Below are 25570 nucleotides of genomic sequence, written 5' to 3'. Positions count from 1 at the left end.
AGCCAAAGCTCCAATGGGAGCTCGCCAACTGGATCTCTGCTTGCATGTACAGCGCATATTTTGATCTCGCGGATTACGCTGAGGCAGAGAAATGGGGAGAGACGACATTACGGACACGTGGATCGGATATAGACACTGCACCCTTAATCGATCTCGGCATGGTCTGTTATGAGTTGAATCAATTCGAGGAAGCGTATAAATATTTTAACGATGCTTATAACTACAGCAAAGAGCGTGCGTTTCAGGATAGACCTAAAAAATATCTGGAGTTCTATCTGCGCAAAAGGGGATAAGTTCGTTACTCTATAAAAAAATCCACGCCAAAGCGTGGATTTTTTTAATTCAAAACAAATCAAACATTAAACAAGAAGTTCATCACGTCGCCATCTTTAACGATGTAATCTTTCCCTTCCGCACGCATCTTGCCTGCTTCTTTCGCGCCTTGCTCACCCTTGTAGGTTATGAAGTCTTCAAACGCGATAGTCTGCGCACGAATGAAGCCTTTCTCGAAGTCGGTGTGGATCTTACCAGCCGCCTGAGGCGCAGTCGCACCCACAGGGATGGTCCACGCACTTCTTTTACGCCCGCGGTGAAGTAGGTTTGCAGGCTGAGCATCTCATGGCCCGCGCGGATCACGCGGTTCAGACCCTGCTCGGCCATGAAATTTTCACGATCGGCGTCGTTCATTTCAGCGATATCGGATTCAACCGCGTTCCAAAACGCTACCACTACAGAACCTTTATCGCCTGAAGAGTCTGCTGAGAAGGTCACGCACAACCGCCTGACGCAGCTGAATGGCATTCGCTGGCGCTATGACATCCATGGCCGCACCGTGGAGAAGGATAACGGCCAGACCCGATGGCACTACCGCTACGACGGCGAGCACCGCCTGACGGAGGTCATCAGCCAGCCGCGGGACCGCAACAGGCCGCAGACGCAGGTCAGCTTCCGCTATGACCCGCTCGGGCGACGCATCAGCAAAACGCGCCGCCAGATGCTGGGCGGGCAGCCAACCGGCAAGCCGGTCACCACGCGGTTTGTCTGGGAAGGGTTCCGGCTGTTGCAGGAGGTGCACGGGGACGTGCCGCTGACCTACGTCTACAGCGATCAGGACAGCTACGATCCGCTGGCACGTATTGACGGCGTTGATGCCCCGGAAATCTTCTGGTTCCACTGTCAGCCCAACGGCACGCCGGAGCGGATGACGGATAGCGAAGGGCAGGTGCGCTGGGAAGGGGTGAACAGCGCCTGGGGCAAGCTGCTACGGGAAAGCGAGACGAAGGTATCAGGATATTCCCAGAACCTGCGCATGCAGGGCCAATACCTGGATCGTGAGACAGGGCTGCACTACAATCTGTTCCGGTATTACGACCCGGACTGCGGACGATTTACGCAGCAGGACCCGATAGGGCTGGCGGGGGGGATTAACCTTTACCAGTATGCGCCGAACGCGCTGGGGTGGGTGGATCCGTGGGGGTTGAGCCGTAAATGTAAGGATCCATCTAAAGAAGCTACGAAATGGCAAGGTCAAGGTGATTACAAAGGTATAGATGTCTACAAAAATAGGAAACTGAAAAAAGGCACGATTTTGTATGCATTATATCCGAACGGTGATACTCCTCCATCATATGCGGTGACTTATCCAACCGTTAGGCAAAACAAAGGAAATGCTATAGGCTACCATGAAGCGCTTCAGGTTAAAATTGATCCTCATCGTACATTAAGAACGCAAGTAAGAGCTTATTATGTCAGCGAGGATATTGATGTCGCATATGGAAGAGCATTGGCTAATAACATTTATGGCCGAGGGGGAGGGATGCAATTCTTTATCCCTGAGGAATTTAGAAATCTACTGATACCGGGGAAGGTTAGAAGCATATGATTGATTTTGAAATTAACATCGCAGATGGCAAAGTTAAGTTAGATAATAAATATCTTTTCATACAACGGGAGGATACGTTTATAGTTTCTGAACTTTACAAATATCTTGAATCAAAAAATAAAATGCAAAGATTAATTCCTTATCATTATACCGTTAATACCGTTCTTTGGTTTGATAAGAAATTTGAGCTTATAATACGCCCATTATGCTTTAGCAATTTTCCATTTATGGTGCAATTAATTTATAAAGAGGGTGAGTATTATCAGGCAATAAGTGATTGGAATAAAGTTTCTAACATTGATATGCTAAACAAAGAAGTTGATTTCTTATATCGTTGGGTAGCAGAGGAATATGATCTTGGAGAACCAGATGCAAAAGAAAAACATAGTGTAACATGGCGTTTGGAATGGGGTGATATTACTGTCTGCTATGACATTAAATCATTCAATTGCGGTATCTATATAACATGGAATTAACTATCAAATAAGTATCGCATGTTGACTGTTTTTTGATCTTTTCTTTTTTAATAATCGATACGCATAAACATATCAATGGTGTACCACGTCCACAGGTGGTCGATTCAGTGTAGTTAATGAGGGGTAAATAATTGCACACGTTCCTCTAGATCTCATTCTTAATGAAATCCGTGTAGCTGATTCCACAGATTGGAGCCTTCGAAAATAAAACGCCCCAGTATGAATTAGGATTTATACTACGGATTATTACTTGATAAAAAGCCCAGCGCAAGCATTCGCTGGAACTATGACATCTTCTGTTAAACTGTGTAGAGCTCTAACGAGCGTGCCCGCTGCACTGTTGCAACTTTTCAAGTGCATATCTTGAATAAATTAATGGTGGAACATTACAGCTGCTAGGGATAGGACGCAATTACCCTATGATTTAGTCGGTGTGGATCTTACCGGCCGCCTGAGGCGCAGTCGCACCGACAGGGATGGTCCATGCACGCACTTCTTTTACGCCAGCAGTGAAGTAGATTTGCAGATTCAGCAGCTCATAGCCCGCGCGGATCACGCGGTTCAGGCCCGGCTCTTCCAGACCCGGCTCGGCCATTAAATCTTCACGATCGGTGTCGTTCATTTCAGCGATATCGGATTCAACCGCGGCGCAAACCGCCACCACTACAGAATCTTCACCGCTCGAAGATTTTGCTGAGAAGATCCCGCACAACCGCCGGTCGCAGCTCAACGGCATTCGCTGGCGTTATGACATCCATGGCCGCACCGTGGAGAAGGATAACGGCCAGACCCGCTGGCACTACCGCTACGACGGCGAGCACCGCCTGACGGAGGTCATCAGCCAGCCGCGGGACCGCAACAGACCGCCTGACGGAGGTCAGCTTCCGCTACGATCCGCTCGGGCGACGCATCAGCAAAACGCGCCGCCAGATGCTGGGCGGCCAGCCAACCGGCAAGCCGGTCACCACCCGGTTTGTCTGGGAAGGGTTCCGGCTGTTGCAGGAAGTGCACGGGGATGTGCCGCTGACCTACGTCTACAGCGATCAGGACAGCTACGATCCGCTGGCGCGTATTGACGGCGTTGATGCCCCGGAAATCTTCTGGTTCCACTGTCAGCCCAACGGCACGCCGGAGCGGATGACGGATAGCGAAGGGCAGGTGCGCTGGGAAGGTGTGAACAGCGCCTGGGGCAAACTGCTGCGGGAAAGCGAAACGCAGGTATCAGGATATTCCCAGAACCTGCGTATGCAGGGGCAATACCTGGATCGCGAGACAGGGCTGCACTACAATCTGTTCCGGTATTACGACCCGGACTGCGGACGGTTTACGCAGCAGGACCCGATAGGGCTGGCGGGGGGGATAAATCTTTACCAGTATGCGCCGAATGCGCTCAAGTACATTGACCCGCTTGGATTATGTAAGGTTAAAAGCGCAAGAGCGCGACAAGCGAAAATGCTAAAGGATGATGTAGGATATAATATTAGTCCAAAAAGTTGGGACCAATATCCTGCAATTGGTCGCGATGGTACATTCATTACGGACAAAAAAGGAGCGTTGAAATATTTCAATGGCATTGAAGACGGAGATGTAACTATATCTAAGTCTCTTTCCTTAATAATTGAAAAAGATATGGGGTTATATCCAGGTTCACTAAGTGAAGGATTTAATATCAGAAAGATTGGCGGAATCTCTAATATGCAGCCACGAAGTCCATTAAGTGGTAATGATTATTTCTTAGGTCCGGGTCAACATTTACCTGGTGGGGCTCCAGAAATGGTGATAAATTCCGTACCAACATCAACTCCAGTAGCTATAAGGGTGAATGTAAATTGAATAAGATGCCAAATGAAGCGATTATTGTTATTGATATAGCTGGGAACCTTATAAAAACCCGGGCTTTTGGTCAGCATTTTATTAAAAAAATGCAGGTATTAGGTTTTTCATTATTAGATGAGTTTATGGTTAGGCCTGTAAGCGATGATCTGGATAAGCAGAGAATTATTAGAATTCTAATTAGCGAGGGTGCTCTTTTTTTATATGGGAATGGTTGGTATCCATCAGAAGTGATGGAATATTACAAAGATCAAGGCATAAATTTCGGCATTTATAAGATTATATATTGGAGTGATAAAGATACGTACCATATAGAGGAAAGGTAACCCTCCAAAAATAAAAGATGTAAAATATATCCTAGGTATTTATGGATTTTATTTTATATGCCACGCATTTCGCCTGATTCCCCTCCCTTGATTTTATTCGCCATCCGCTTGCCGCTTAGTAGAACCTGCTCTAAGGGGGGATTGAGAATATTATCCATAACCGCCTGACGCAGCTGAACGGCATTCGCTGGCGTTATGATATCCACGGCCGCATCGTGGTGATGGTTAACTGTCAGACTCACTGGCATCACCCGGTTTGTCTGGGAAGGGTTCCGGCTGTTGCAGGAAGTGCACGGGGATGTGCCGCTGACCTATGTCTACAGCGATCAGGACAGCTACGATCCGCTGGCGCGAATTGACGGCGTTGATGCCCCGGAAATCTTCTGGTTCCACTGTCAGCCCAACGGCACGCCGGAGCGGATGACGGATAGCGAAGGGCAGGTGCGCTGAGAAGGGGTGAACAGCGCCTGGGGCAAACTGCTGCGGGAAAGCGAGACGCAGGTATCAGGATATTCCCAGAACCTGCGGATGCAGGGGCAATACCTGGATCGCGAGACAGGGCTGCACTACAATCTGTTCCGTTATTATGACCCGGACTGCGGACGGTTTACGCAGCAGGACCCGATAGGGCTGGCGGGGGGGATAAACCTTTACCAGTATGCGCCGAATGCGCTGGGGTGGGTGGATCCGTGGGGGTTATCGTGCAGAAATAGCTGGAATGATTTCCAGAGCAAAACTCGAGGTGCTTTTGCTACAAGAGGTCATGCTGCACGGGCCTACCGAGCTACTCATGGAATTTCAAAGCCAGATTTCCCTAATCCGGCGACATACCTCGATGCAGGAAAAATTAGTAGGCATTTAGAACTATTCAAGGGAGGGGTTACTAAGTTCGTTTGGGGTATTAATCCTGAATTTAGTCATTTAGGTCCTCCAGGAGGCCACTTTGTTATGCCAAGGACCGTTGCTGATGACTTAATTAGACGTTCGGGTGGGAACATTCCAAAGCTTGAAAGATTGTTAGGGTTAAATGCAGGTGATCTCGGAGACGCTCCTTTAAGAGTTGATATTAATAATCCGACAGGTTTAAGAATGCCAACAGGAAATGAACGAGGAGCAAATGAATTTTGGTTGCCGGGAGGATATACTTCAGGTGGTATCCCAGAGACGGCCATAGATCCTACTCCGCTAAATCAATTAAAGATCACACCGTTGAAAAATTAAAAAAAAGGAGGCGCAATGGATAAAATAATATTTAATAATTATGGAGTAATCCTTATCGAAAGAGAAGGGCGTTTTTTTATTAGGTTTTATTCAGGGGGGATAGTTATGAAAGAAGAGGAAGAAGAATTGAGCATTGATGAGGCCAAAAAAGTTCAAATGAGTGAAAAGGATGCTTATGAGGTTTTAATAGCCATTGAAAAAAAGAAAAGCTAAATTATTGGCCTCATTTTTAATAATTACCTGTCGATCAGTAATAAGGATGGTTTTTTACTACAAACCAAAATAAGTCGCTCAATGAGGTTCTTTGTAAAAGTTAACTTTAGCCAATTATAATAGAGAACTAAAAACACGCATGGGGGGCGTTTTTTGTTCAAAGCGATTAAAAGTTAAATAAAAAATTATCTCATAGAAATCTGTAAGAAGTAATTTTCCCCTTCCACAACCATCTTGCCCGCTACTTTCATGCCTTGCTTATCCTTGTCGGCGTGGAGTCCTTATACATTATAGCTTGAGCACGTATAAGCCCTTGCTCTAGGCGCACGCAGGGGGGCTGTCTACCCGCAGCGAATATGACCGTCTTGGCCGCCTGCATCGCCGGGATATAGTTACCGGTAATTCTCAGTGCTCTTGGTTGCACCGCTGGGATACTACCGGTAACCCGCACGAAGGCTCTGCTGAGAAGGTCACGCACAACCGCCTGACGCAGCTGAACGGCATTCGCTGGCGCTATGACGTCCACGAACGCACCATGGAGAAGGATAACGGCCAGACCCGCTGGCACTACCGCTACGACGGCGAGCACCGCCTGACGGAGGTCATCAGCCAGCCACGGGACCGCAACAGACCGCAGACGGAGGTCAGCTTCCGCTACGATCCGCTCGGGCGACGCATCAGCAAAACGCGCCGCCAGATGCTGGGCGGCCAGCCAACCGGCAGGCCGGTCACCACCCGGTTTGTCTGGGAAGGGTTCCGGCTGTTGCAGGAAGTGCACGGGGATGAGCCGCTGACCTACGTCTACAGCGATCAGGACAGCTACGATCCGCTGGCACGTATTGACGGTGTTGATGCCCCGGAAATCTTCTGGTTCCACTGTCAGCCCAACGGCACACCGGAGCGGATGACGGATATCGAAGGGCAGGTGCGCTGGGAAGGGGTGAACAGCGCCTGGGGCAAACTGCTGCGGGAAAGCGAGACGCAGGTATCAGGATATTCCCAGAACCTGCGCATGCAGGGGCAATACCTGGACCGTGAGACAGGGCTGCACTACAATCTGTTCCGGTATTATGACCCGGACTGCGGACGGTTTACGCAGCAGGACCCAATAGGGCTGGCGGGGGGGATAAACCTTTACCAGTATGCGCCGAATGCGCTGGGGTGGGTGGATCCGTGGGGGTTAAGCCGTGAGTGTAGCGGTAAAACGAAACCTCATTTCTACGTCGGTCCAGCGGGGCCAAGCGCTACAATGCCTTCTACAGCCTATCGCTATATGAGGTATCTTGAGGATGACGGTACTATTAATGCATGGGTGCCTAAAACATTTGAATCCAAATCCGCACCAGTCACTTATTTTGGTTTTGATAAATTAGACTCCGGCCGCACAGTAAGAGATGCATTCCAGATCAAAGGAGCAGATAAATCGAATCCACTTGATCCTTTGGATAAATCATGGAGTGATGGACGTCTTAGAGCTGAGTTTGATACGCTTCAATTATATGAAAATGGTGTTCCGCAAGTGCGAACCCCGAGAATGTTCGGCGATAGACCAGGAGCGCCACTTGAACCGTTTACTAAGGCATACCCTGAATACGGCCAAGGTAATGTTCAACAGCTGCATGCTGAAAATAGAGTTATTAATTTCGACAAGATTGATATTCTGCCAGAGGAACCATGATAAATTTACAATCTTATAATGAAGTGTTAGATTTCCTGGAGCTGTTTTTTCAAAAATATATTCTTGATTCTAATTGTTTGCAGGATATGCAATCTATTTTAGATGATTGTCGAAAAGAAAAAATGGTGGCTATTCGAGCTATAGACTCATGTTTTATGGAATATAGGCGAAAGACTCAAGATTATAGAGTCCCTACTCATGAGGAACAGGAGATATGGAAACAGTTGTTCAATATATGGCAGTAAAATATTAAATAAAAATGGCTGGATGGGTTTTTACTTAATATCCCGTATTATTTTGCTAAGGTTAAGCTATTACCATCGGTGTCAGGAGGTAATCTGTTTTTTTCGAATGTGTTATTAAAATTCAGGAGTAAAATGAATGACAGTGGAAAAGTTACGAAAGAATCTTGTTTTTTTAATAAAAGAATATGTTCGGGAAAGTCAACAGGAAGCATTTTATGATGACATATCAAAGCCTGATGTGCCAGTGAAAGGTATTTTAGCTGACTTTAATAAAGTCAAAACAAGAACCGATGATGAAGCGGATGGAGATTTGATACGTGATATTTACTTTTATTTTTGCTAACTAATAGTTATACGGGGAATTGATTTTTTCAGGTTGTTTATTATGTTTGTTTTTTTATGGGAGGTGAGTAGGTTGATGCATGGGGAAGGGTAAATGACTCTTGACTCGTCCCAATCCTTACCCTCCCCTATGAGGGACATTAGAAATATATTAATTACAGATTTTATTTTATATATCACGCATTATGCTGATTTCCTTCTTTTAACTTTATCCAAAACCTGTTCGCCGCTGATGATAATCCGTTCGAAGGGCGATTGAGAAAATTACCCATAACCGCCTGCTGCAGGAGGTGCACGGGGACGTGCCGATGACCTAAGTATACTGCGACCAGACAGTGATGACCCGTTGGCACATGCTGACGACGTTAATGCCCCAGAGATCTTCTGGTTCCACTGCCAGCCCAACGGCACGCCAGAGCGGATAATGGATATCGAAGGGCAGAAGCGCTGGGAAGGGGCGAACGGAGCCTGCGTAAGCTACTGCTGGAAAGCGAGACGCAGATATCCGAGTATCTCCAGAATTGGATGTGCCAAACAAACCAGTGTATGAAATCAGGGATGCCTATCATGAATTACGATTCATATAATGAAGTACTCGATTATCTCAGGTTTTTTTTCAACGAAAGAGTGGATTCATCAATTTATTTAGAAAAACTAATGACTTTGATTGAAGGATCTCGCACTGAAAAAACGGTGATAATAAGAGCAATTTATGAAACGTACATGCAGTATGTAAAACAAAGTAGAGATGGCATAAAAATTAACGCTGAGGAAAAAGAAATGTGGATTGACTTATTGCACCACTGGCAATAAGACTTTATTGTTATGCGGGTGTCATTGTAAATGGTTATAATAAATATAATTTGTACGCGGAAAATGCTCCTCATATGGATGTTCTCATGTTGAGTCGATTATATTATTAAGATCTTGTCAGACAATAAAAAGTAAATCAGGACAAAATGATTGAATTAAAATTTAAACCGATTACAGGTGAACTAAATCTTGATGATCTGCCTTTGGAAATTGATACTGAAGAAGGCTTTTGTAAGTGTGATTTATACCGCGAATTAGTAAAGCACAAAGCCGTTAAGAAAACCATGCCAAATCACTACCTTGTTGACTCAGCAGTGTTTTCCGATAAAGAATTTCAAGTTACTATACGCCCAGTGCTATGGTTTTCCTTTTATGCTTCATCTTGTTGATAAAAACAGTCAATACTATAAAGCATTAAATGATTGGAATGCTCGAACTAATATTCACATACTAAATGAATCAGTAAAAAGTTTGTCTGATTGGCTGAAAGAATCACTAAACCTGGACACGCCTGCTACCATGGAAACAGACATTATTAGGTGGAACTTTGCGTGGGGGCGGGTTTCAGTCTCATATGAGACAAAGTCGTTTAATCATGGGATATATATAGTTTGGAATATAACGTAGTCACTTCCAGACAAGGTTGTTTAGATATGTTAGAAATGAAACTTGATGTTCATACTGGATTTGTAGCAATTAACAACTACCCAATCGAATTAAAAGATGTTGATACTTTTAAAAATTCCGCATTTTACAAGTTCTTCTCGCCATTGGCTAAAATAGGTCCTTTTTATTTCGCTATCGATAATATTAAATGGAAAGATCAAATTTTCATTTTGGAACTGAGGCCCTCAGCATTTTCTTTTACTCCATCATTATTCCTTACTAGTAAGGATGGAAATTTTTATAAAACGCTAGAGGATTGGGATAAAAGGGCTAGTCTGAGTAATTTATCGGATGAGCAGCAACGCTTGACAGCCTGGGTTGAGAGTGAAATAACCTCAAAGCCTAAACTTAAAATTACAACCCCCCCATATGGAATTCAATGGGAGCATGAATGGGGAAGTATTGTTGTACAGTCTAATGAAAAAAGCTTCGATTGTGGTATTTATATCGAATGGAATGTTTGATTAAACAATGTTATTAATTAATAAAACCCCTCATTTTCTTCTCGCCTTACTTTTTTATTAATAAAGTTAAAATCTAAAAAAATGAAAATAACTAATCGACTGAAAAAGAAGATATTAGTCCTGGATGGCATTGATAATGACTTTATAGATTATGGCGCAAAAATAGCATGCCCTGAATGCGAGGGTGTAATAGTCTATTCCATCGTAAACTCATATGAGTTTGACTCGCTCTCTGAAGAGGTAAAATACTTTTTGGTTAAGAAAATGAGAGGAGTGAAGCTTGTTAGCGATCATAATGAATTTAGCTATGATGAAAGCCAATTACACATTTCGAAAAAAGCATGTTCAAATTGTTTAAAAGAATTTTCTACTGTATTAACGTATAAAGAAGTGCAGCCAGCCCGATACCGGGTATATCTTGTGGGGCTTTTTGAAGGTGATTTGAAAAAGATCAAACTTTAAACGTTGAGGTTTACCAATGATTGAAAATCTCATTTTTATTAAAGAAAATGACTTGGTTCAATGGGTATGTGGTGCAAGTAACATACTGGTTAGTATGCCGTTTTTAGACTATGCAATGGTCGACTCAACTCGCCAGTTAGTCTTTACGTTAAGCGAGCCAAAGCCATTACCAACCGTTTTGACCATCTTCAATGCGCAGGGCGAAAAACTATTTTGGTCTGCACCTCCTGAAGGCGCATTTTTCTATTACTTAACTTTCAACCTGTCAAAGGAAGTGGTTGTGGTCTGTAGCTATGCGGAAAAGCAAAACGGCTGGCATGAGTGGTTTTATTCCTGGGATATGAAGCGTAATGCTTTGTCTCAATTGGGCCCAGCGTATTAACATCAAAAGCGCCAAAAAACGATAACAATAACCGGTAGCCAAAGAGGGCCGAATAAGCAGTTCCAACAAGCGGTTTAAAACAGAGCTAAGAGGCAAAGGATGAGTACGGTTTACATTGTCATATTGACCTATATCAAACCCCTTGAAGAGGTTGACGCAGCGATACCTGCTCATGTGGAGTGGCTAAAAAAGGGGTATGCAGAGGGGATATTTCTGGCATCGGGTAGACGGATCCCAAGAACCGGTGGAGTCATACTCGCTAAATGCGAGAGTCTGGTCTCTCTCGAAGAGCGCTTGCGCGAGGATCCCTTTCAGGCGTTGAAGCTTGCGACTGCCGAAATCATTCCCTTCGAACCCAGTATGAAGGCAGAACTTTTAGACAATGTGTTTTGACCCCCCAATAAAAAAATCCACGCCAAAGCGTGGATTTTTTTCACTCAAAACTAATCAGACGTTGAGTTGTGATTTGTTGTGTAACGTGCTGATTATTATGTTTTTAATTATTATATTTATGACTTGTACTCATTATTGTACTCACTTTAGCAAAAAAAGCAGTTCGGAAAATGGGTCGTCCGTTTTTTAATCAAAACTAATCAAGAAATCATTGCTTTGGTAATCAAATGGTGTCCATCACTCCTTTATTCCCAAACTACCTCCGTGGCGAGATAGTTATGTATGACTGAGCGGACTGTCAGTGTGCCTTGTTGAAATACCACATATCGATAGATGTCATCTTGAACATTAACCCAACCATCATCTAAGTCTTGACCTGTCATGACGCGAGTCTGAATCGCCACGGATAATCTAGACACTTCCTAGCCGTTGATAATACTGGTTTTCATATTCTGTCGGTGACATCTGATCGCTGGAACCATGCCGACGCTTACTGTTATAAAACATTTCGATGTAATCAAAAATATCGCTGCGGGCTTCTTCCCGCGTTCCGTAGCTCTTTTTCTTTATCCGTTCGCGTTTCAACAACTGGAAAAAGCTTTCTGCAACCGCATTATCATGGCAGTTACCGCGACGGCTCATGCTGCCCTCCAGGCCGTGTGATTTCAGGAACGACTGCCACTCATGGCTTGTGTACTGACTGCCCTGATCCGAATGAACCAGCACCTGTTTTTGGGGATTACGGCGCCATACAGCCATCAGCAGTGCGTTCAGGACAATGTCCTTTGTCATCCGGGATTGCATGGACCAGCCGATAATTTTGCGTGAGAACAGATCAACAACCACGGCAAGATACAGCCAGCCTTCGTGGGTCCTGATGTAGGTTATGTCCGTTACCCAACGCTTATCCGGAGCATCCGGATTGAACTGTCGCTGGAGCCTGTTGGGCGACACGATACTGGCCTCGCCTTTACGTGCCCGCGGGCTCCGGTATCCGACCTGAGCCTTTATCCCGACACGTTTCATCAGTCGCCAGACTCTGTTCACTCCGCACTGTTGCCCGCTGTCCCGCAGATCCAGATGGATTTTGCGATAACCATAGACGCATCCCGATTCCAGCCAGAACTGTTTAATCTGTCCTGTCAGTCTCAGGTCTGCCTGATGGCGTTGTGAATGCGGCTGCTGAAGCCAGGCGTAAAAACCACTGGGATGAACATCCAGCACCCGACAGAGCAGGCGAACAGGCCAGCAACAGGTGTTGTCACGGATAAAGGCGTACCTCAGTCGGACAGCTTTGCGAAGTACGCCGCGGCTTTTTTTAATATGTCCCGTTCGTCGGTAACCCGCTTCAGCTCTTTCTGGAGACGGCGGATCTCGGCCTGAGCATCTGACTGTTCTTTATTAGCGGAAGAATCCGGACCGTACTTCTTTATCCAGGCGTAAAGGCTGTGGGTGGTGATATCGAGACGTGTTGCAACGCTGGCAACAGAATAACCGCGATCAACAACCTGTTTGACTGCTTCAGTTTTAAACTCTTCGGGATAACGCTTACCGCTCATGGGCACCTCTCTTTAAGCCATCTTAAATGACTCTGAGGTGTCTGTTAAACCCGTGGCGATTCAGTCATCATTCTACTTCCAACTTCTGGCCAGCCAGCAAAAGGGCCACCGGCTTCTTCGAAGTCGTTACGTTGGTTTTGATTCATTGATATCAGTGGAATGGCACTTACAGAGATTGGATCGTCCAACATTGGCTCTCCGTACTCGTAGAAAGCATGGCCTCTGGCATTTTTCAAAATAACCCGATGTATGCGTTCTATCTCAGGTAGCCAAAGAATCTGCTGTCTGCCATATTCATTCACTGTAATCTGCTTAGCTGCCTGTAGTCGAGTAGCAAGGGATGGGTTACGTGTAAGCGCCCTCCCGATTTTTGTATTTCTTTGCGCTGAAGGGTCTGTGCTTCCTGCCTCCACGCAACTCAGAAAAGTAACGAAGTACTCTTCATCCAATGAGAAGCTGGTATTACATTCCTTGCATACTTCGACTTGCGGTACATGGGGCGGCAGAGGTCTTTCTAGTAACCCTTTTGTCGGAACGTGATCTCTATTTGTATGACGATCAATAATGGGCAAACCGCAATGGATACACCAGGTTTTGTGCCGATCATCGGTAAAATGCTCTATTTCTTCCATACATCCTCTCTAAATGTCATATTGCTGTTGCTTTTTTGTTCTGTAAGCCACGCAGTTTCAACGATTAAAAAGTTACTGATGCATCAACCAGCCATCCCATGTACATAAAACTAGTATCAATCCTGTTGTTAGTCGCAGTAAAGTGTGTTTGGTGCTTTTGATATCATAGAGATAACACGGATCACACGATTTTCCACTAGTAACATTAACTGGGGGTATCTGATACAAATGTTGCGTATAATGCTGGCATCAAAACTTAAAAAGTCTGAGTAAGATTAAATTGAAAGCTATTGATTTATTTGCTGGTGCGGGAGGTTTTTCGCTTGCAGCCTTTGAGGTTGGCATTGATGTTCAAGCCGCAATTGAGCTTGATAAGCAAGCCTCTGATACTTACTACCACAACCTTGTTGAGAAGCTTGGCGCACAAACTCAGGTGTTCTCCCAAGACATCAATGATGTTGATATTGGCTCTATGATGAAGTTTCAGGGCATCAAGCAGGGTCAGCTTGACATTCTGCTCGGTGGTCCGCCATGTCAAGGGTTTTCATCACACCGCATTAATGATGCAGGAAAAGATGACCCAAGAAATGCTCTATTGATACGTTACTTTGATTTCGTTAAGAATCTAAGACCAAAAGTATTTCTGGTTGAAAATGTGCCGGGTCTCCTTTGGCCTCGCCATGCAGAGTATTTGAACAATTTTGTCGCTCTCACGAGAGCACATGACTATCAAATCGTGGGTGATCAACCCTTCATTCTTAATGCGAGAGATTATGGTGTTCCACAGAGCCGTAAGCGTGCTTTCATACTCGCAGTAAGAAAAGACATATGCACTGATGGTTTTGAATGGCCTCCAAAAGCGACTCATACCAAATCAGGTTCAAGGGCGTGGGCAACATCTTCTACTGTGTTTGAACGTCCTCCTCAATCAGTATTGATTGAGCTGAAAGATAGACTTATTGAGAAATTTGATTTCACAATGGAAGACGCTGAAACCTGCATTAAGTCGTTAAATTGGGGTCAACCCGTAGATTCCAATGATCCATGTCATGTTCATATGATGCATTCTCCTGAACTGACTGCTCTGTTTGAAAACACCCCTCTCTTAGGGGACAGAACTGAATCGGGAAGGATATTGGATTGTCATAAAAATTACAGTGGCCATCTGGATGTGTATGGAAGAATCTATCCCCATATACCATCAAATACTGTTACTACGGGTTGTAATAACCCTTCGAAAGGCCGTTTTGTTCATCCGTGGCTACCACAGGGGATTTCTCTCAGGCATGCTGCACGTTTACAGACATTCCCTGACGATTATGCTTTTTTGGGGGGATCAATGTCTGTTGCTAAACAAATTGGGGTGATGCTGCCAACTTACTGATTTAGTGTATGATGGTGTTTTTGAGGTGCTCCAGTGGCTTCTGTTTCTATCAGCTGTCCCTCCTGTTCAGCTACTGACGGGGTGGTGCGTAACGGCAAAAGCACTGCCGGACATCAGCGCTATCTCTGCTCTCACTGCCGTAAAACATGGCAACTGCAGTTCACTTACACCGCTTCTCAACCCGGTACGCACCAGAAAATCATTGATATGGCCATGAATGGCGTTGGATGCCGGGCAACCGCCCGCATTATGGGCGTTGGCCTCAACACGATTTTCCGCCATTTAAAAAACTCAGGCCGCAGTCGGTAACCTCGCGCATACAGCCGGGCAGTGACGTCATCGTCTGCGCGGAAATGGACGAACAGTGGGGATACGTCGGGGCTAAATCGCGCCAGCGCTGGCTGTTTTACGCGTATGACAGGCTCCGGAAGACGGTTGTTGCGCACGTATTCGGTGAACGCACTATGGCGACGCTGGGGCGTCTTATGAGCCTGCTGTCACCCTTTGACGTGGTGATATGGATGACGGATGGCTGGCCGCTGTATGAATCCCGCCTGAAGGGAAAGCTGCACGTAATCAGCAAGCGATATACGCAGCGAATTGAGCGGCATAACCTGAATCTGAGGCAGCACCTGGCACGGCTGGGACGGAAGTCGCTGTCGTTCTCAAAATCGGTGGAGCTGCATGACAAAGTCATCGGGCATTATCTGAACATAAAACACTATCAATAAGTTGGAGTCATTACCGCTTCTGCTATCTTGCCCACATAAATATAGATAGAGAGCGCAATCCCTACAGGTATGATTACACATTATTCAAATTAAATGTTGAATTTGCATCTGGTGGAGATATAAATGAGCTGTTTGAAATTCTTAGGCAGGAACTAAATAATACTGTTAGTGTTTTTAAACAACGGTTGCAAAGTTATATCGCGGGGCGAGATAATCTTGAAACAGGGCTTAAATATGCAGAAGCTGACTTTCAAGTGCCAAAAGGAATGATGCTCATAATTAAGGATCGACTCATTATCATTGAAAGGTATTCGGCACATTTTGTGAATGCACAGGGTTTCAAGGAAATTAATGAAATGTCAATAAAATTCATTGGCTATATAAGAGAATATGCCCCTGAACTTTAAGATAAAATAAGCGGTTTTTGTCGAGGCACTTTTGATCAACGTCAGTGCCTCTCTTTTTACAGTAAAGTGAAAATGGACGATATTGTGTAATTTTCATTGTTTATTAATATGAAACTTTTTGTCTATGTCTACCCATTCGTCCAGTTTATCAGCCCATTCCTGCATCATCACTTTACGCTCATCAAGATAAGTTGCATGGTTATATGTGCGACGAACATTGTTGGTATCAGCGTGTGCAAGTTGGGCCTCAATAGCATCAGGTCGATAGCCCATTTCGTTTAAACGCGTACTTCCTGTAGTTCTGGTTGCATGGGGGCTATAAATGCCACTCCAGCCGAGGCTTTTTAGTAGCTGGCGCAGGGAGTGCGATGTCATTGGACCTTTCGGATTATCCCTGCCCGGAAAGAGGTGCTGTCGATGCCCGGTTAATCCCTGTAGTGTTCTGAGCATTTTGACAGCTTGTAAGGGCAGGGGAATAACGTGTTCTCTGCGGGCTTTCATCCGCGCTGCCGGAATGGTCCACAGGGCGTTATCAAGATCGAATTCTGTCCATTCTGCTTCGGTGGCTTCTGTAGGACGCGCCAATGTCCACCACATAAGCCACATGCAATAGTTAACCTGGTACGAGCCACGACTATTGTCAAAACAGCTTAATAACTTTCCGATTTGCTGAGGATTCAGTGCTTGTTTGTGCTGTGTCTTATTCGCTGGAAGTGCCTTGCGGACAGGCCAGACAGGATCGCTGTCCGCTCTAAGCGTCGCTACGGCAAGCTCAAAGACTGATGAAATTGTGCGCCGAGCTTCAGCGGCAACGGTCGGTGCGCCGCGTTTGGCGGTCTCCTGAAGAATTTTAAGAATGTGGTGTGGGGTGATTTCCCTGACAGGGAGTTTACCAATGGCGGGGAAAACCACACGTTCAAGCATATCCAGTCGGCGCGTTTTGGTGATTTCGGCCCAGTCTTTCATCTGCAACCACTCTTTGGCGATTAGCTCAAAGGTGTTAGATGCGTCATTGACCTTGCGGATCTTATCTAACTGACGAGCTTGTGTTGGGCTAACTCCAGCTGCGACTTGCTTACGCGCTTGCTCGCATTTTTCGCGAGCTTCGGCAAGTTTGACCGTCGGGTATTCACCCAACGCAAACATGCTGGATTTACCGTTGAGTTTAAACCGATAGCGCCATGCTTTTTTGCCATTGGGTTTCACTTCGAGGTAGAGACCATTGAAATCATTGAGCCGATAGAGTTTTTCTTTCGGCTTGGTAGTGCGGCATTGCGTATCAGTGAGCATAACGGGGCCTTGTTTATTTATTATACCGTTATTGTACTCACTTAAAATGAAGATGGAAGAATGTTGTACTCATCCATGTACTCATTTTTGACAGCGTTGTTACGAGATGAATTGAGACATTGTGAAATGAAAAATCCACACAATTGCGTGGATTTTATAGAGTTTTACCGTTGTTATGAGATTCAGTGAAACCTCATGAGACAACAAATTTTATTTAGACGTTAAACAGGAAGTTCATCACATCGCCATCTTTAACGATGTAGTCTTTCCCTTCAGCACGCATCTTGCCTGCTTCTTTCGCGCCTTGCTCACCCTTGTAGGTGATAAAGTCTTCAAACGCGATGGTCTGCGCACGAATAAAGCCTTTCTCGAAGTCGGTGTGAATTTTACCAGCCGCCTGAGGCGCAGTTGCACCCACAGGGATGGTCCACGCACGCACTTCTTTTACACCAGCAGTGAAGTAGGTTTGCAGGTTCAGCAGCTCATAGCCCGCGCGGATCACGCGGTTCAGGCCCGGCTCTTCCAGACCCAGTTCGGCCATGAACTCTTCACGGTCGGCATCGTCCAGCTCGGCGATATCAGATTCAACGGCCGCGCAAACCGCTACCACCACAGAACCTTCAGCCGCGGCAATTTCACGTACTTTGTCGAGGTACGGGTTGTTCTCGAAACCGTCTTCGTTAACGTTGGCGATGTACATGGTTGGCTTCAGGGTCAGGAAGCTCAGGTATTTGATCGCCGCTTTGTCTTCTTCAGTCAGGTTTTTCAGCGCGCGCAGCATGCCCGCATTTTCCAGCTGTGGCAGACATTTTTCCAGGGCAGCCAGTTCCGCTTTCGCGTCTTTGTCGCCGCCTTTGGCTTTCTTCTGCACGCGGTGAATGGCGCGCTCGCAGGTGTCGAGGTCAGAGAGGGCCAGCTCGGTGTTGATGACGTCGATGTCGTCAGCCGGATCCACTTTGTTGTTAACGTGGATAATGTTGTCGTTCTCGAAGCAGCGCACAACGTGGCCGATCGCTTCGGTTTCACGGATGTTGGTCAGGAACTGGTTGCCCAGGCCTTCACCTTTGGATGCGCCTTTTACCAGGCCCGCGATGTCCACGAACTCCATGGTGGTCGGCAGAATGCGCTGCGGCTTCACGATTTCCGCGAGCTGGTCCAGACGCGGATCGGGCATAGGAACAACACCGGTGTTCGGCTCGATGGTACAGAACGGGAAGTTCGCCGCTTCAATACCTGCCTTGGTGAGCGCGTTGAACAGGGTGGATTTGCCCACGTTTGGCAGACCGACGATACCGCATTTGAATCCCATTTCTAAATCACCTTAATATCTTGATAATCAATCCGTTAACGATAACCGATTGAAGAAAAGTAAATAACTACGCCTATTATACACGTAACCCGCGCGACGCGCGGTAAAAAAGCCCCATGGCGCCGATTATTGCGCTTTGAAAGCGTGCAGTCGATTGGTGGCTTTCGTCAGGCCGTCCTGAAGCCAAATCTCGGTGCAGCGGGCCGCTTCGTCCACCGCTTCGTCAATCAACTTCTGCTCAGAAACCGGTGGTTTACCCAGTACGAAACCAACAACTTTGTTTTTATCGCCCGGATGGCCGATTCCCACGCGCAAACGGTGGAAATTAGGGTTATTACCCAGTTTGCTGATGATGTCTTTAAGGCCGTTGTGGCCGCCATGACCGCCGCCCAGCTTGAACTTCGCCACGCCTGGTGGCAGATCCAGTTCGTCGTGGGCCACCAGGATCTCATCCGGATTGATGCGATAAAACGTTGCCATAGCCGCCACGGCTTTGCCGCTCAGGTTCATAAAGGTGGTTGGCACCAGCAACCGCACGTCGGCACCCGCAAGATTGATGCGTGAGGTATACCCGTAAAACTTGGGTTCTTCACGCAGGGGAGCGCGCAGACGTTCCGCCAGCAGATCAACATACCAGGCGCCGGCGTTATGGCGGGTAGCGGCATACTCTGCGCCCGGATTGGCGAGGCCGACAATCAGTTTAATCGTCACGATTTACTTCCTAATGGGTTCCAGATCTGGCGCGTAGTTTACTGTCTGGCGCGCCGCTTGACAAAGTTCTGCCTGCTGTACACCGAAATGCGAATAATTTCTTCTTTGAACAATTAGAATTTCAAGCTGTTCAATGTCTTATTTGTAAATTTTTGTCCGGGAGTTATCTGTAAATGTGATCATTCACGCAACTCATATAAGTGGCGTTGTCTATACTTTACACACAAGGAGAAGGGGTTTTTCCCCTGACAACCCAAAGTTCCGGAGGTGACATATGAAACGCAAAAACGCTTCAATGCTCGGTAACGTGCTAATGGGGTTGGGACTGTTCGTGATGGTCGCCGGTGTCGGTTATTCAATTTTAAACCAATTACCGCAGCTTGACCTCCCACAATACTTTGCGCATGGCGCGGTGCTGAGTATCTTCCTCGGTGCGGTATTGTGGCTCGCCGGGGCGCGCGTGAGCGGACATGAGGAAGTCTGCGATAAATACTGGTGGGTGCGCCATTACGATAAACGATGCCGCCGCGACCAGCATAAGCACGGCTAGTGCCCCATAAAGAACACCGAAACGACTTCATCTGAAGTCGTTTTTTTTTGCATGACGCATTGACCCTCACGTAACGTAAGGCTTCAGAGTAGCGACACTGGCAGAACAAAAGGAGCCGTTATGTTGATTCAGGTGGGTGAACTGGCGAAACGTGCTGGGATCACCGTGCGGACTTTGCATCACTACGAGCAAACAGGGCTGTTGTTACCTTCTGCCAGAAGCGCGGCAGGCTACCGGCTTTATAACCTGGCGGATGTGCAACGTCTGCATATGATCCAGACGCTGGCAAAAGCCGGGCTGGAGCTTGCCGAAATCAGGGATTTTCTGGAACAGCGTTCGCTGTCATTAGCGGAATTACTCGACGGGCAAATCACTTTGCTGGACAAGCAACTGCGTAGCATCCATACGCTGCGCAACCGGCTGGTGGAATTGCGTACCGGGCTGACCGACGATGCGACGCCGGATCTGGAATCCTGGCTACAGACTCTGGAGTTAATGAATATGTACGATCGCTGGTTTAGCAAAGAAGAGTTGCAGCAACTGCCGTTTGCGGTAGAGAAAGAGGCGCTGGCGGATATCTGGTCGGGTCTGGTGACGGAGGTTAAACACTTGCTGGAACAGAACGTCAGCGTCACGGACGCGCGGGCGACCGATTTGGCTTCACGGTGGATGGAACGCCTGGAACAGGATACCGCAGGTAAACCGGAATTTTTGACCCGTCTGAACGAAATGCACAGCGTGGAGCCGCAGATGCAGGAGCAAACCGGCATTACACCGGAGATTACGGATTACATCACGCGGGCGTTTGCCGAATCAAAGCTCAGCATCTGGGAGAAATATCTCACTGCCGAAGAGATGGCCTTTACCCGGGCGCACTACTTTGACCGGATGATGGAGTGGCCGCCGCTGGTGGCAAAGCTACATCAGGCGCAGCGGGATAATCTCAGTCCCGCTTCTGACTATGCGCAAAAGCTGGCAGAAAAGTGGCTGGTTTTATTCCAGTCCTATGCGGGAACAAACCCGCAGACCCAGCAAAAATTTCGTCTCGCCATGCAGCAGGAGCCGCATCTGATGAAAGGTACGTGGATGACGCCTGCCGTGCTTGAATGGCTCCAGCAGGCGATCGGGGTGATGATGCAAAGACGTGTCTCTGCATCAGATGACTCACAGATCCGCTAATGCAGCTTCACGGTTAGGGTAGAAGGACAATCGGCCAGGGATCGGCTGCACGCCCGCGCGCGCCATGGTGCGCAGGGGCTGGAATTCGAGGTTACTGATCCGCAGCTCGCAGCCTTCCGGCAGGCGGGCAATAAAGCGCTGGAAGGCATCCAGACCGCCGGCATCCAGCACCGGGACGGCATCCCACTTCAGCACCACAATCCGTTTGCCCGCGATGCGGGACGCCAGATCGCTGAACAAACCTTCCGCCGCGGCGAAGAACAGCGGGCCAATCACGCGCAACACCAGCACATCGTCAGGCACCTCAACGTTAACCGGGGAGAGACGCGTCATCTGCGCGATACGGCGCATAAACAGCAGCGAGGCCAGCACTATGCCGACGCTGATAGCGATAACCATATCAAACAGCACGGTCAGCGACATGCAGATCAGCATCACGATGATGTCATCTTTCGGCGCACGGCGCAGCAGATTCACCACCTTATGCGCCTCACTCATATTCCAGGCCACCATCAGCAGCAGCGCAGCCATGGCAGAGAGCGGAAGCCATGAAAGCAGTGGGGCAAGGATCAGCAGCGCCATGATCACCAGCAGGGAGTGAATGACCGCGGAAACCGGTGATGTCGCGCCCGCACGTACGTTCGCGGCGGAACGGGCAATCGCAGCCGTAGCCGTAATACCGCCGAAGAACGGTGCAACGATGTTCCCTAAGCCCTGACCGACTAGTTCGCTGTTGGCTTTGTGCTTAGTGCCGGTCATGCCGTCGAGCACGACGGCGCAGAGCAGGGATTCAATCGCGCCCAGCATTGCCATGGAGAACGCGGCAGGCAGCAGAGCGCGAAGGGAATCCCAGCTCAGGGTGAAGCTGGAGCCCGGCATGTCCCACGGCAGAACCAGCTGCGGCAGCAGCTGCGGAATACCGTTACCCTGTGAGCCATCCGCCAGAACATAGTGGAACTGGGAGCCAATGGTGGCGACCTGTCCACCGAGCAGGTTGACGACGCCCATCACCGCGCAGCCCAGCAGCAGAGCGGGGAGATGCCCCGGGAGACGAATGCCTAAGCGAGGCCAGACGATGAGTGTGCCGAGGGTAACGATGCCAATGGCTGCATCGCCCAGGTTGGCCGTCGGCAACGCCATAAACAGCGCGCCCACTTTCTGTAAGTAGTGCTCCGGAACATGGGCCATTTGCAGGCCGAGGAAATCCTTAATCTGCATGGTCCCGATGGTAATCCCAATCCCCGAGGTGAACCCCAGCGTCACGGAAAGGGGAATATATTCAATCAGGCGACCAAAGCGGGCCAGACCGAACAGAATTAAAAAGATGCCGGACATCAGGGTGGCAACCAGCAGGCCTGCCAGACCAAACTGTTGGGAAACCGGGTAGAGGATCACCACAAAGGCGGCAGTTGGGCCGGAGACGCTGAAGCGGGACCCGCCCGTCAGCGCAATCACAATCCCCGCAACGGCTGAGGTGTACAGCCCGTACTGCGGCGCGACGCCGCTACCAATCGCCAGTGCCATCGCCAGCGGGATGGCAATAATCCCGACGGTGATCCCGGCTATCAGGTCACGAACGAAGCGTGACGACGTGTATTTCTCTTTCCAGCAGGCGTCGATGAGGGCGCGAAAGGGCAGAACATGTGAGGAGGTTACGTTTTTCACAATTATCTATCATCCGTGTGCGCATCATCTGTCATATGAATGGCAGGTGAAGGAGGCATAAGTCATACAAATAAATACTATAAACAAAAAAACCCGCCGTAGCGGGTTTTTTGGCCGTGTTCGATCAGTGTTCGAACATTGCAGAGATCGATTCTTCGTTGCTGATACGACGAATCGCTTCGGCCAGCATCCCGGACAGAGTCAACGTACGCACGTTTGGCAGCGCTTTGATCTCGTCGCTCAGTGGGATGGTATCGCACACCACAACTTCGTCGATGACGGAGTTACGCAGGTTGTTTACCGCATTGCCGGAGAAGATCGGGTGTGTTGCGTAAGCGAATACGCGTTTCGCACCACGCTCTTTCAGCGCTTCAGCGGCTTTACACAGCGTACCGCCGGTATCGATCATGTCGTCCACCAACACGCAGTCGCGGCCAGCCACGTCACCGATGATGTGCATCACCTGAGAAACGTTAGCACGCGGACGGCGTTTGTCGATGATCGCCATGTCGGTATCGTTCAGCAGCTTCGCGATAGCTCGAGCACGTACCACGCCGCCGATGTCTGGAGAAACCACAATCGGGTTGTCCAGATTCAGTTGCAGCATGTCTTCCAGCAGGATTGGGCTGCCGAAAACGTTATCAACCGGCACGTCGAAGAAGCCCTGGATCTGCTCTGCGTGCAGGTCGACCGTCAGTACGCGGTCAACGCCGACGCTGGAGAGGAAGTCTGCGACAACTTTAGCGGTGATTGGCACACGCGCGGAACGGACGCGACGGTCCTGACGTGCATAGCCAAAGTAAGGAATAACAGCAGTGATACGGCCAGCAGAAGCGCGACGCAGCGCGTCGACCATAACAACCAATTCCATCAGGTTGTCGTTCGTTGGAGCACAGGTGGACTGGATGATGAAAATATCACCACCGCGTACATTTTCGTTAATTTGTACGCTGACTTCGCCGTCGCTAAAGCGACCTACAGCGGCGTCGCCGAGGGAAGTGTACAGGCGGTTGGCAATACGTTGTGCTAGTTCCGGGGTGGCGTTACCAGCAAAAAGCTTCATATCAGGCACGAGAAGAACCTCAGGCATGCGTCCAGTGGTGGATAGCGTTCGCCGCAAACTGCGGGGCCTAAGCAAACGCTATCCAGGCGGTGTATTATAGAGCGCGATGCAACGTCTGGAACAGGGTGACGTTGTCACCGAAACTCAGTCTGCGCCAGAATGGCCTGCTGTAGGGGGGAGGTGTTCATCCCGCGTGCTACAAAACCATGCAGCCAGTCCGGCGCTTGCTCAAGCACCTGACGGGCGGCGGATTCGGTGTCAAATTCAGCAAAGACACAGGCCCCTGTACCGGTCAGGCGCGACGGCGCGTATTCTAACAGCCAGGAAAGCACCGCATCAACCTCGCGAAAACGTTTTCTTGCGATATCCTCGCAATCGTTGCTGAATTCACAATTTAATAACGTTTTTATTGACCGTACCGGGGTATTTCTTTTCAGGTCAGGATCTTTAAAGATGACCGGGGTAGGAATGCTCACGCCAGGGTGAACGATCAGATACCATTTTTCCGGCGGATCGACCGGCGTGAGGATTTCGCCCACCCCTTCAGCAAACGCCGCGTGGCCGCGCACAAATACTGGTACATCGGCGCCCAGCGTCAACCCTAATGCTGCCAGTTCGTCCGTCGTCAGACCGCAGCCCCACAGGTGGTTAAGCGCCACCAGTACGGTCGCGGCGTTTGACGAACCGCCGCCAAGACCGCCGCCCATCGGCAGGCGTTTGTCGATACGGATATCCGCACCGCTTCCCGCTGGCAGACGACCCGACGACGACGCCGTTTTCATCAGCAGGCGGGCAGCGCGCACGATCAGGTTATCGTCATGCGCCACGCCGTCGACTGGCGTCAGCAGGCAAATCTGCCCGTCCTGACGCGGTTCGATTGAGATCGTGTCGCCGTAGTCGACAAACTGAAACAGGGTTTGCAGGGTGTGATAGCCGTCAGCGCGCTGCCCGGTAATGTAGAGAAACAGGTTCAGTTTTGCGGGAGAGGGCCAGTGGGTCATCATTTAACGATCCAGTTATCCATTTTCAGCTTGATACGCTGGCTACCCTGCGTCAGCTCCATATTGGACGGCAGCGATGGTTGCGTCTTGCTGTCATACGCGCTGTACACCACTTTCCAGGTTTTACCGCCCTGGGTGTAGTTAACCTGGCTCAGACGGTATTGGTCATCAAGCGTATAGTCGGTGGCGTCACCCGGCAGGCCAAGGATCCACTGGCGCAGACTATTGAGCGGAATCGGCATCCCGGTCAGTTTGCCAATCATCTCTTCGGCGTCGGTCGCGGTGTAGTGCTGGCCTTTGTTATCGGTGATCTGCGCTTCGCCAGGCTTCGCGTTAAGCTCCAGCTCGGTGCTGCCCAGCGGGTTGAGCAGCAGCAGGCGATAGTTGTCCTGCCCCGTTTGCTGCCAGAAGAAGCGAGCATAAACTTTTTGTTCGTCAGAGAGATATGCAAATGCACCGCGGGTCTGGTACTGGCTTAATTTCAGCACATCCTGCTGGTGCTGACGCCACTGCGGTGAGTCGGGGCTTTTGCCCGGGCCTTTCGGCTGATGAACGGAACAGGCGGTCAGAACCAGGGCCGCCAGAGGCAGCAGGCGAATCATTCGGGTCATAATGATGACAAATCCTTGAGATACGTTGCAGTTATAACTGTTAATGCTAGCGTTGAAGGGTGCCACCGTCTACGTTCAAATT

At 48.5% G+C, this 25570-nt stretch carries 24 protein-coding genes and 6 pseudogenes; 19 read left to right on the top strand and 11 right to left on the bottom strand.

The window, feature by feature from the left end:
* The first annotated feature begins 44 nt into the window (after nt 1-44).
* Nucleotides 45-293, top strand: coding sequence for a hypothetical protein (locus tag L3069_RS12565; RefSeq protein ID WP_198924011.1), 249 nt, complete (start codon nt 45-47; stop codon nt 291-293).
* Nucleotides 294-352: 59 nt separating this feature from the next.
* Here the strand turns inward: L3069_RS12565 and L3069_RS12560 are convergent.
* A pseudogene (locus L3069_RS12560) lies at nt 353-741 on the bottom strand (DUF933 domain-containing protein); the annotation flags it as partial.
* A gap of 7 nt (nt 742-748) precedes the next feature.
* Here L3069_RS12560 and L3069_RS12555 point away from each other — a divergent pair.
* Both L3069_RS12555 and L3069_RS12550 read left to right on the top strand, forming a co-directional pair.
* Nucleotides 749-1882, top strand: a pseudogene (locus L3069_RS12555) (RHS repeat domain-containing protein); the annotation flags it as partial.
* Complete coding sequence (locus L3069_RS12550; RefSeq protein ID WP_094948303.1) at nt 1879-2358, top strand: hypothetical protein; 480 nt, start codon at nt 1879-1881, stop codon at nt 2356-2358. The pseudogene L3069_RS12555 and the gene L3069_RS12550, both read left to right, overlap by 4 nt.
* Before the next feature lie 427 nt (nt 2359-2785).
* On the opposite strand, the pseudogene L3069_RS12545 reads toward L3069_RS12550, so the two are convergent.
* A pseudogene (locus tag L3069_RS12545) lies at nt 2786-3034 on the bottom strand (DUF933 domain-containing protein); the annotation flags it as partial.
* Between L3069_RS12545 and L3069_RS27455 the strand changes: the two are divergent.
* From L3069_RS27455 to L3069_RS12480, 12 genes and pseudogenes are all read left to right on the top strand, one after another.
* A pseudogene (locus tag L3069_RS27455) lies at nt 3033-4191 on the top strand (RHS repeat domain-containing protein); the annotation flags it as partial. The pseudogenes L3069_RS12545 and L3069_RS27455 sit on opposite strands and share 2 nt — an antisense overlap.
* A 5-nt stretch (nt 4192-4196) precedes the next feature.
* Nucleotides 4197-4517, top strand: coding sequence for a hypothetical protein (locus tag L3069_RS12535; RefSeq protein ID WP_227022518.1), 321 nt, complete (start codon nt 4197-4199; stop codon nt 4515-4517).
* Nucleotides 4518-4651: 134 nt separating this feature from the next.
* A pseudogene (locus L3069_RS12530) lies at nt 4652-5738 on the top strand (RHS repeat-associated core domain-containing protein); the annotation flags it as partial.
* Between the two features lie 15 nt (nt 5739-5753).
* Nucleotides 5754-5951, top strand: a complete 198-nt coding sequence (locus L3069_RS12525; protein ID WP_023300305.1) for a hypothetical protein — start codon at nt 5754-5756, stop codon at nt 5949-5951.
* 331 nt (nt 5952-6282) lie between these two features.
* Nucleotides 6283-7629, top strand: a pseudogene (locus L3069_RS12520) (RHS repeat domain-containing protein); the annotation flags it as partial.
* A gap of 381 nt (nt 7630-8010) precedes the next feature.
* Nucleotides 8011-8217, top strand: a complete 207-nt coding sequence (locus L3069_RS12515) for a hypothetical protein (RefSeq protein WP_100167860.1) — start codon at nt 8011-8013, stop codon at nt 8215-8217.
* 566 nt (nt 8218-8783) lie between these two features.
* Entirely contained in the window at nt 8784-9029 is a 246-nt protein-coding gene (locus L3069_RS12505) for a hypothetical protein (RefSeq protein ID WP_038416206.1), read from the top strand.
* Between the two features lie 146 nt (nt 9030-9175).
* Nucleotides 9176-9418 (top strand): hypothetical protein, encoded by a 243-nt coding sequence (locus tag L3069_RS12500; protein ID WP_227022500.1) that lies wholly within the window; start codon nt 9176-9178, stop codon nt 9416-9418.
* Between the two features lie 264 nt (nt 9419-9682).
* On the top strand, nt 9683-10159 hold the full coding sequence (locus L3069_RS12495) for a hypothetical protein (protein WP_038416205.1): 477 nt from the start codon (nt 9683-9685) through the stop codon (nt 10157-10159).
* Between the two features lie 81 nt (nt 10160-10240).
* Nucleotides 10241-10621, top strand: a complete 381-nt coding sequence (locus L3069_RS12490; protein WP_038416204.1) for a hypothetical protein — start codon at nt 10241-10243, stop codon at nt 10619-10621.
* Nucleotides 10622-10637: 16 nt separating this feature from the next.
* The gene (locus L3069_RS12485) at nt 10638-11003 is read left to right on the top strand and encodes a hypothetical protein (protein ID WP_038416203.1); all 366 of its coding nucleotides are present in this window, start codon (nt 10638-10640) and stop codon (nt 11001-11003) included.
* 99 nt (nt 11004-11102) lie between these two features.
* Nucleotides 11103-11396 carry a YciI family protein gene (locus tag L3069_RS12480; protein ID WP_038416202.1) on the top strand — a complete coding sequence of 98 codons (294 nt, stop codon included), beginning with the start codon at nt 11103-11105 and terminating at the stop codon, nt 11394-11396.
* A 411-nt stretch (nt 11397-11807) separates the two neighbouring features.
* On the opposite strand, the gene L3069_RS12475 is transcribed toward L3069_RS12480, so the two are convergent.
* Nucleotides 11808-12955 (bottom strand): IS3 family transposase gene (locus L3069_RS12475; RefSeq protein ID WP_088581786.1). Its coding sequence is split into 2 segments (ribosomal slippage): nt 11808-12718 and nt 12718-12955, totalling 1149 coding nucleotides; the frame shifts between segments, so codons are not numbered across the junction.
* Between the two features lie 44 nt (nt 12956-12999).
* Nucleotides 13000-13587, bottom strand: a complete 588-nt coding sequence (locus L3069_RS12470; RefSeq protein WP_127365411.1) for a hypothetical protein — start codon at nt 13585-13587, stop codon at nt 13000-13002.
* A gap of 280 nt (nt 13588-13867) precedes the next feature.
* Between L3069_RS12470 and L3069_RS12465 the strand changes: the two genes are divergently transcribed.
* Both L3069_RS12465 and L3069_RS12460 read left to right on the top strand, forming a co-directional pair.
* Nucleotides 13868-14971, top strand: coding sequence for a DNA cytosine methyltransferase (locus tag L3069_RS12465; RefSeq protein ID WP_236901867.1), 1104 nt, complete (start codon nt 13868-13870; stop codon nt 14969-14971).
* A gap of 33 nt (nt 14972-15004) precedes the next feature.
* Nucleotides 15005-15702 (top strand): IS1-like element IS1B family transposase gene (locus tag L3069_RS12460; RefSeq protein ID WP_095033700.1). Its coding sequence is split into 2 segments (ribosomal slippage): nt 15005-15254 and nt 15254-15702, totalling 699 coding nucleotides; the frame shifts between segments, so codons are not numbered across the junction.
* 500 nt (nt 15703-16202) lie between these two features.
* Here the strand turns inward: L3069_RS12460 and L3069_RS12455 are convergent.
* The 3 genes from L3069_RS12455 to pth form a co-directional block, all read right to left on the bottom strand.
* Nucleotides 16203-17399, bottom strand: a complete 1197-nt coding sequence (locus tag L3069_RS12455; RefSeq protein ID WP_063135811.1) for an integrase arm-type DNA-binding domain-containing protein — start codon at nt 17397-17399, stop codon at nt 16203-16205.
* 214 nt (nt 17400-17613) lie between these two features.
* Nucleotides 17614-18708, bottom strand: a complete 1095-nt coding sequence (gene ychF / locus L3069_RS12450; protein ID WP_010432886.1) for a redox-regulated ATPase YchF — start codon at nt 18706-18708, stop codon at nt 17614-17616.
* 126 nt (nt 18709-18834) lie between these two features.
* Nucleotides 18835-19419: an aminoacyl-tRNA hydrolase gene (gene pth, locus L3069_RS12445; protein WP_006810922.1), complete on the bottom strand. Its 585-nt coding sequence runs from the start codon at nt 19417-19419 to the stop codon at nt 18835-18837.
* 274 nt (nt 19420-19693) lie between these two features.
* Between pth and ychH the strand changes: the two genes are divergently transcribed.
* Both ychH and L3069_RS12435 read left to right on the top strand, forming a co-directional pair.
* On the top strand, nt 19694-19969 hold the full coding sequence (ychH, locus tag L3069_RS12440) for a stress-induced protein YchH (protein WP_022648382.1): 276 nt from the start codon (nt 19694-19696) through the stop codon (nt 19967-19969).
* Between the two features lie 120 nt (nt 19970-20089).
* Nucleotides 20090-21148, top strand: coding sequence for a MerR family transcriptional regulator (locus tag L3069_RS12435; RefSeq protein WP_038416190.1), 1059 nt, complete (start codon nt 20090-20092; stop codon nt 21146-21148).
* On the opposite strand, the gene dauA is transcribed toward L3069_RS12435, so the two are convergent.
* The 4 genes from dauA to lolB form a co-directional block, all read right to left on the bottom strand.
* Nucleotides 21134-22813 (bottom strand): C4-dicarboxylic acid transporter DauA, encoded by a 1680-nt coding sequence (gene dauA, locus L3069_RS12430; protein WP_038416189.1) that lies wholly within the window; start codon nt 22811-22813, stop codon nt 21134-21136. The two genes, L3069_RS12435 and dauA, sit on opposite strands and share 15 nt — an antisense overlap.
* A gap of 124 nt (nt 22814-22937) precedes the next feature.
* Nucleotides 22938-23885, bottom strand: a complete 948-nt coding sequence (prs, locus tag L3069_RS12425) for a ribose-phosphate diphosphokinase (protein WP_003856663.1) — start codon at nt 23883-23885, stop codon at nt 22938-22940.
* A gap of 125 nt (nt 23886-24010) precedes the next feature.
* Nucleotides 24011-24880: a 4-(cytidine 5'-diphospho)-2-C-methyl-D-erythritol kinase gene (ispE, locus tag L3069_RS12420; protein ID WP_032624093.1), complete on the bottom strand. Its 870-nt coding sequence runs from the start codon at nt 24878-24880 to the stop codon at nt 24011-24013.
* Complete coding sequence (gene lolB / locus L3069_RS12415) at nt 24877-25488, bottom strand: lipoprotein insertase outer membrane protein LolB (protein WP_003856665.1); 612 nt, start codon at nt 25486-25488, stop codon at nt 24877-24879. Before lolB ends, ispE begins: the two co-directional genes overlap by 4 nt.
* Between the last annotated feature and the right edge of the window lie 82 nt (nt 25489-25570).

Source organism: Enterobacter cloacae complex sp. ECL411, from assembly GCF_021869665.1.
Classification (GTDB): Bacteria; Pseudomonadota; Gammaproteobacteria; order Enterobacterales; family Enterobacteriaceae; genus Enterobacter; species Enterobacter intestinihominis.
Note: the sequence above shows the minus strand (reverse complement) of the source record. Positions and strands in the feature narration are given on the sequence as shown.

Coding starts and splice junctions, on each gene's coding strand:
- L3069_RS12565 (WP_198924011.1), top strand. CDS start 45: ATGTACAGCGCATATTTTGATCTCGCGGATTACGCTGAGGCAGAGAAA.
- L3069_RS12550 (WP_094948303.1), top strand. CDS start 1,879: ATGATTGATTTTGAAATTAACATCGCAGATGGCAAAGTTAAGTTAGAT.
- L3069_RS12535 (WP_227022518.1), top strand. CDS start 4,197: ATGCCAAATGAAGCGATTATTGTTATTGATATAGCTGGGAACCTTATA.
- L3069_RS12525 (WP_023300305.1), top strand. CDS start 5,754: ATGGATAAAATAATATTTAATAATTATGGAGTAATCCTTATCGAAAGA.
- L3069_RS12515 (WP_100167860.1), top strand. CDS start 8,011: ATGACAGTGGAAAAGTTACGAAAGAATCTTGTTTTTTTAATAAAAGAA.
- L3069_RS12505 (WP_038416206.1), top strand. CDS start 8,784: ATGAATTACGATTCATATAATGAAGTACTCGATTATCTCAGGTTTTTT.
- L3069_RS12500 (WP_227022500.1), top strand. CDS start 9,176: ATGATTGAATTAAAATTTAAACCGATTACAGGTGAACTAAATCTTGAT.
- L3069_RS12495 (WP_038416205.1), top strand. CDS start 9,683: ATGTTAGAAATGAAACTTGATGTTCATACTGGATTTGTAGCAATTAAC.
- L3069_RS12490 (WP_038416204.1), top strand. CDS start 10,241: ATGAAAATAACTAATCGACTGAAAAAGAAGATATTAGTCCTGGATGGC.
- L3069_RS12485 (WP_038416203.1), top strand. CDS start 10,638: ATGATTGAAAATCTCATTTTTATTAAAGAAAATGACTTGGTTCAATGG.
- L3069_RS12480 (WP_038416202.1), top strand. CDS start 11,103: ATGAGTACGGTTTACATTGTCATATTGACCTATATCAAACCCCTTGAA.
- L3069_RS12470 (WP_127365411.1), bottom strand. CDS start 13,587: ATGGAAGAAATAGAGCATTTTACCGATGATCGGCACAAAACCTGGTGT.
- L3069_RS12455 (WP_063135811.1), bottom strand. CDS start 17,399: ATGCTCACTGATACGCAATGCCGCACTACCAAGCCGAAAGAAAAACTC.
- ychF (WP_010432886.1), bottom strand. CDS start 18,708: ATGGGATTCAAATGCGGTATCGTCGGTCTGCCAAACGTGGGCAAATCC.
- ychH (WP_022648382.1), top strand. CDS start 19,694: ATGAAACGCAAAAACGCTTCAATGCTCGGTAACGTGCTAATGGGGTTG.
- L3069_RS12435 (WP_038416190.1), top strand. CDS start 20,090: ATGTTGATTCAGGTGGGTGAACTGGCGAAACGTGCTGGGATCACCGTG.
- ispE (WP_032624093.1), bottom strand. CDS start 24,880: ATGATGACCCACTGGCCCTCTCCCGCAAAACTGAACCTGTTTCTCTAC.
- lolB (WP_003856665.1), bottom strand. CDS start 25,488: ATGACCCGAATGATTCGCCTGCTGCCTCTGGCGGCCCTGGTTCTGACC.